Annotated in this window: 3 protein-coding genes; all 3 read left to right on the top strand. The window is 73.8% G+C overall.

The features are described 5' to 3' along the window. A partial coding sequence (locus ACZ6EJ_RS14015; RefSeq protein ID WP_469267130.1) for a carboxylesterase family protein occupies positions 1 to 542 on the top strand: 542 nt, incomplete at its 5' end. Between the two features lie 631 nt (positions 543 to 1,173). Beyond that, entirely contained in the window at positions 1,174 to 1,863 is a 690-nt protein-coding gene (locus ACZ6EJ_RS14010) for a transglycosylase SLT domain-containing protein (RefSeq protein WP_469267129.1), read from the top strand. A gap of 157 nt (positions 1,864 to 2,020) precedes the next feature. Further along, positions 2,021 to 4,234, top strand: coding sequence for a terpene synthase family protein (locus tag ACZ6EJ_RS14005; protein WP_469267128.1), 2,214 nt, complete (start codon positions 2,021 to 2,023; stop codon positions 4,232 to 4,234). The last annotated feature ends 99 nt before the right edge of the window (positions 4,235 to 4,333 follow it).

Raw genomic sequence — 4,333 nt, 5'->3', positions numbered from 1 at the left:
GCTCGCCCCCCGGCGGCGCCGTGTCGCTCAGCTTGGTCCCCACGTACGCGGTGCCGACACACCGCTCCCGCAGCGCGCTCTCCCATGTGGCGCGCGCGGCCGCCGCACGGCGCACGCGACCGGGGCGCCGCGGGATCCCGCCGGCGCGTGAGCCGTCGGCGGCCATGTCCGTCCACGCCTGCCGGATACCGGCCCTGCGGGTGGCCGAGGCGCGTGCCGCGCACGGCGCGGAGTCCTTCGTATACGCGTTCGGCCGGTCGTCCCCCGCCCTGGGCGGGGCGCTCGGCGCGCGCCACATGGCGGAGATCGGCTTCGTCTTCGGCGATCCCACCGGTCCGCCGACCGGTCCCCACGCCCCGCGGGACCTCTCCGACCGGATGCGCGAGGCGTGGATCTCCCTCGCCCGGACCCGTCGGCCCGGCGGCTCGGGCGACGCGTCACCGCCCTGGCCCGCCTACGCCGAACGCCGCTCCGTGATGCGACCGGGCGACGGGGCGCCCGCCGTGGTCGAGGATCCCTCGGCGGACGAACGCCTGCTCTGAGCGGGCCTGCGCGGGAGCGCGCCCGAGGCCGTCCGACCCGCCGGGGCGGGGGCCGCGCCGCATCGAGCCCGCCGGTGGGCCAGGCCACCGGCGGGCTCGTCGCGTACCGACGGGCGCCGAAGGGCGGTGGACCCCGCGCCGCCTCGCCCGTACGAAGGCCGCGCCCGGAGACGGGGCCGCTCGGCGGACGGGCCCCCGCCTCCGCCGGATGGGCCGCGGAGGTCCGGCACGAAGCACCGGGGCCCGCGAGGTTCCGGGCCGCACGGCTGTCGGCGCGTCCCCGGCGGGGCCGCCACGGGGGTGAGCGGCTGGTGACGCAGTGCTGCCGAGAGGGCCCCGGCAGGTGAGGCGCGCCACGAGACCCACGTCACCTACGACCTGTCCTAGGAGAGGCGGCGGCCCCCACGCGGCGTAACGAACCCCCTAAATGGCTCATAAATAATCATTCCACGACGAAAAGTAGTAAAAGCGGTCATTGCTTCCAGTGTCGGGGGCCGCTAACCATGGAGTCCGGCAAGCACCGAGCACGAGCCAGCGACGAGCGCCCACCGGCGACCGCGGCCGCGCCCCTCGGTCCGCCGCCGCGGCACCAGGCCGCGCAGCCCCGTTCCCCACCAGGAAGAGCTCACGTATGCCCCGCATCTCCAGCCTGCGCATCACCCGTACGCACAAGCTCGCCACCGCCGCGCTCGTCGCGGCCGGCTCCGTCTCCGCCATAGCCGCCACCGGCGCCCAGGGCGACGCCCCGACCGCCTCGGCCCGGCCCTCCGCCGCCGTCCAGCCGGTCGCCGCCGCGAGCATCCCCACGGCGCAGGACATGGCGGCCGTCAGGGCCGCCGAGGAGAACGCCGCCGAGCAGGCGGCGGCGAAGGAGGCCCTGGCCGCCCGCGAGGCCGCCGCGGCGAAGGCCGTGGCGGAGAAGGCCGCCGCGAAGGAGCGCGCCGAGAAGCAGGCCGCCAACCGCTCCACCGAGCGCAAGGCCCTGGCGCCGAAGAAGTACGCGAACAACCTCGACGGCTGGATCCGCCAGTCGCTCGACATCATGAAGAAGCAGAACATCCCCGGCTCGTACGAGGGGCTGCACCGCAACATCATGCGCGAGTCCAGCGGCGACCCGAACGCCGTCAACAACTGGGACGTCAACGCCCGCAAGGGAATCCCCTCGAAGGGCCTCCTCCAGGTGATCCAGCCCACCTTCGAGGCCTACCACGTCAGCGGCACCCCGAAGAAGCTCACCGACCCGGTCGCCAACATCACCGCGGCCGCCAACTACGCCGCGGACCGCTACGGCTCGATCGACAACGTCGACTCCGCCTACTGAGTCGGCTCCGACCACCGACCGAACAGACCAGAACAAACCGCGAAGATATGACTAATCGCGGTGGTGCGTACCCCGGATGGCCGAAGGGTAGTGCTGCGCGGACACCACCGGTCCGCGCGTGCACCCGCGCGGAGCCTTCTGGAAGGGCCTGACGCACATGGCACAGCCGTTCTCGCTGCCGGACTTCTACGTACCGTATCCGGCCCGGCTCAACCCCCACGTCGAGGCGGCGCGCGCACACACCCGGCGGTGGGCGCGCGGCATGGGGATGCTGGAGGGGTCCGGCGTCTGGGAGGAGAAGGACCTGGAGGCGCACGACTACGCCCTCCTGTGCGCCTACACCCATCCCGACTGCTCGGCCGAAGCGCTCTGCCTGGTCACCGACTGGTACGTGTGGGTCTTCTTCTTCGACGACCACTTCCTGGAGCTGTTCAAACGCACCCGCGACCGGGTGGGCGGCAAACGGTATCTGGACCGGCTGCCCGCCTTCATGCCGATGGAGCGGGGAGCGGCGACCCCGGAGCCGGAGAACCCGGTCGAGGCGGGGCTCGCCGATCTGTGGGCGCGGACGGTCCCGGCGATGTCGGACGCCTGGCGGGCGCGGTTCGCGGAGGCGACGGAGAACCTCCTCAACGAGTCGCTGTGGGAGCTGGCCAACATCGACGAGGGGCGCATCGCCAACCCCGTCGAGTACATCGAGATGCGCCGCAAGGTGGGCGGCGCGCCCTGGTCGGCGGGGCTGGTGGAGTACGCGGCGCGCGCCGAGGTGCCCGCGGAGGTCGCCGCCGCCCGCCCGCTGCGGGTGCTGCGGGACGCGTTCTCCGACGCGGTGCACCTGCGCAACGACCTCTTCTCCTACCAGCGCGAGGTGGAGGACGAGGGGGAGAACAGCAACGGGGTGCTGGTCGTGGAGAGGTTCCTCGGCTGCTCCACCCAGGAGGCCGCCGAGGTCGTCAACGATCTGCTGACCTCGAGGCTCCAGCAGTTCGAGAACACCGCCCTGACCGAGTTGGGCCCGCTCTGCGCCGAGCGGGGCCTCGACCCGGCGCGGACCGCCTCGGTGCTGGCGTACGTCAAGGGGTTGCAGGACTGGCAGTCCGGCGGCCACGAATGGCACCTGCGCTCCAGCCGGTACATGAACGGGGGCGGGGCCGGGCAGGCCGCGGCCGGGTTCGGCATGTCCGCCGCGTCGATCACGTTCACGCCGCGGTCGGAGGCGGCGCGGGCCCGCGGCCACGGCCACCGGCCGTACCGGCACGTGGGCCCCTCGCTGCTGCCCGAGTTCGACCTGCCGTTCACGACGACGCTGAGCCCGCACCTGGCGGGGGCGCGGGTCCGGCTCGTCGACTGGGCGCACCGCATGGGCATCCTGGAGGCCCAGCCGGGGGTGCCCGGCTCGCACATCTGGGACGAGGCGCGGCTGATCGCGATCGACCTGCCGCTGTGCGCGGCGGGGCTGTACCCGGACGCGACGCCGGACAAGCTGGACCTGGCCTCGGGGTGGCTGGCCTGGGGGACGTACGGGGACGACTGGTTCCCGGTCGTGCACGGGCGCGGCCGGGACCTGGCGGGGGCGCGGCTGGCCAACGAGCGGCTGTCGCTGTTCATGCCGCTGGGCGGCGAGGGGACGCCGGAGCCGGTGAACGCGCTGGAGCGGAGTCTGGGCGACCTGTGGCGCAGGACGGCCGCGCCGATGGACGAGAGCGGGCGGCGGACCTTCCGGGCCGCGATCGAGTCGATGACCGCGAGCTGGCTGTGGGAGCTGGCCAACCAGGCGCAGAACCGCATCCCCGACCCCGTGGACTACCTGGAGATGCGGCGGGCCACGTTCGGCTCGGACCTGACGATGAGCCTGTGCCGGCTGGGGCACGGCAGGAAGGTCCCGGACGCCGTCTACCGCAGCGGCCCGATGCGGTCCCTGGAGAACGCCGCGGCGGACTACGCGTGCCTGCTCAACGACCTGTTCTCGTACCAGAAGGAGATCGAGTACGAGGGCGAGGTGCACAACGGCGTCCTGGTCGTGCAGAACTTCTTCGGGGTCGACTATCCGACCGGCGTGGCGATCGTGCACGACCTGATGAACTCCCGGCTGCGGCAGTTCCAGCATGTGGCGGAAGTCGAACTGCCCGTGCTGTACGACGACTTCGGGCTGGACGCCGACGCGAGGGAGATGCTGGCGGGCTATGTGGTGGAGCTGGAGCACTGGCTCGCCGGCATCCTGATCTGGCACCGGGGCTGCCGGCGGTACCGCGAGGAGGACCTGCGGAGCGGCCACGGTGCCCCCTGGCGCCTGGGCGGTCCGGTGGGACTCGGCACCTCGGCGGCGCGGGTGACGCAGATGCTCGCCGGACTGTCGGCGAGCGGGGCGTAGACCCGGCGCGGGGGGGGGGGGGGGGGGGGGGGGGGGGGGGGGGGGGGGGGGGGGGGGGGGGGGGGGGGGGGGGGGGGGGGGGGGGGGGGGGGGGGGGGG

The organism is Streptomyces sp. NPDC041970 (assembly GCF_055588985.1).
Note: the sequence above shows the minus strand (reverse complement) of the source record. Positions and strands in the feature narration are given on the sequence as shown.

What these genes read in the sequence shown, in the direction of transcription:
- ACZ6EJ_RS14010 (WP_469267129.1), top strand. Translation starts at nt 1,174, where the DNA reads ATGCCCCGCATCTCCAGCCTGCGCATCACCCGTACGCACAAGCTCGCC.
- ACZ6EJ_RS14005 (WP_469267128.1), top strand. Translation starts at nt 2,021, where the DNA reads ATGGCACAGCCGTTCTCGCTGCCGGACTTCTACGTACCGTATCCGGCC.